The sequence below is a fragment of the Streptomyces sp. 8L genome, from assembly GCF_020176795.1.
Lineage (GTDB): Bacteria > Actinomycetota > Actinomycetes > Streptomycetales > Streptomycetaceae > Streptomyces.
The window spans coordinates 1-1,457 of the sequence record NZ_JAIUKE010000318.1; the positions used below are offsets into that span (position 1 = coordinate 1).

A 1,457-nucleotide genomic window follows, 5' to 3' on the forward strand; every position below is an offset into this window, starting at 1 on the left:
GAGGTGCCGGCGTCCTCGGCCGTGGCCCCCCGCCACCCCCGTTCGGGTGAGAGAGGGGCACCCGTGCCGCGTACTGGCTCCCCACCCGCGCACCGCTGCCTACCGTGCCCCTGACGATCTGCTCCGAAGTCCGCGCCCATACAGGGGGACGGACCGTCCGATCAGAACCGAGGTGTACGCGATGGTGGCCCCGCCCGAATCCGAACCCGAGATCCACGACGTCCTGTGGGCGCGCTCCCTGCACTGCTCGTTCGGGGGCTTCCCCGCGCTGACCGGGGTGTCGCTCGGCGTGCGCGAGGGAGACATCCTCGCCGTGTACGGGCCGCGCGGCAGCGGCAAGAGCACGCTGCTGCGGTGCCTTTCGGGGCAGTTGGTGCCGCAGAGCGGCGAGGTCTGGTTCGACGGCCACCCCGTCCACACGCTCGGTGCCGCGCAGCGCGAGCGGCTGCGTGCCGACAGCTTCGGCTGGGTGGGCCCCGAGCCCTCGCTCGTGCCCGAGCTGAGCGGCTGGGAGAACGCGGCCCTGCCGCTGCTGCTGCGCGGCACCTCGCACCGGGCCGCCAGGGCCGCCGCGACGGAGTGGCTGGAGCGGCTCGACGTCGCGGACTGCGCTCGCCGCAGGCCGGCCGAGCTCTCCCAGGACCGCCGCCAGCGCATCGCGGTGGCGCGCGCGCTGGCCTCGGGTCCCACCGTGCTGTTCGCGGACGAGCCGACCGCCGCGCTGCACGCGGGCGACCGCGCCCATGTGCTGCGGACGCTGACGACGGCGGCCCGCTCGCACCACATCACCGTCGTCCTCGCCACCGTCGACGACGAGGCGGTACCGCTCGCCGACCAGGCCGTGGGGCTGGCCGACGGCCGCCGCGGCGACTCCCCCACCACCCCAGAGGCGGAGGGGCAAGAAGCGTGCTCGCTCTCCGTCTAGCGCGCGGCTCGCGCCCCCTGGTCCAGCTCCACCGCCTGCTGGTGGCCGCCGCGTCCGGCGGCGTGGGCCTGCTGCTGCTGTGCACGCTGATGTGGGCGACCGGCCACCCGCAGGGCGCGGTACTGCGCCTCGCGTGGTGCGTCATCCCGGCCGCCGCCGCCGTGCAGCTGGCGGTCGCGGTGGCCCGTACCGACCCGGGCACGGTGCCCAGGCCCGGACTGTCCGCGATCGGGCTCGGGCCGGTGCGGCTGACCGCGTACGCCGCCGTGACGACCGCGGTGTCCTCGACGGCCGGCTCGCTGGTGGCGCTGCTGCTCTTCTGGCACCTGCGGGGCGACGGGTCGCGGCTGCCGTTCGACGGCGCGGCGCGCGGACTCCTCGCCGCGGGCCGGCCGCTGCCGGCCGGCGCGGTGGTGCTGCTGCTCGCGGCCGTGCCGGTCCTGGCGGCCGCCGCGTCGGCGGGCGCGGTGCGGCCCGCCCCCCGCGCCCGGCGCGCGGCGCACGCCGCGCCGCGGTACGCGCCGGTTGACCT

At 77.4% G+C, this 1,457-nt stretch carries 1 protein-coding gene and 1 pseudogene; both read left to right on the forward strand.

Going from position 1 to position 1,457, the window contains the following annotated elements; translation table 11 throughout:
* Nucleotides 1–181: 181 nt before the first annotated feature.
* Nucleotides 182–925, forward strand: coding sequence for an ABC transporter ATP-binding protein (locus LCE31_RS24360; RefSeq protein ID WP_225017628.1), 744 nt, complete (start codon nucleotides 182–184; stop codon nucleotides 923–925).
* A pseudogene (locus LCE31_RS24365) lies at nucleotides 907–1,457 on the forward strand (hypothetical protein); the annotation flags it as partial. The gene LCE31_RS24360 and the pseudogene LCE31_RS24365, both read left to right, overlap by 19 nt.

Excerpts from the sequence above, each read along its gene's own strand:
- LCE31_RS24360 (WP_225017628.1), top strand. The coding sequence starts at position 182 with ATGGTGGCCCCGCCCGAATCCGAACCCGAGATCCACGACGTCCTGTGG.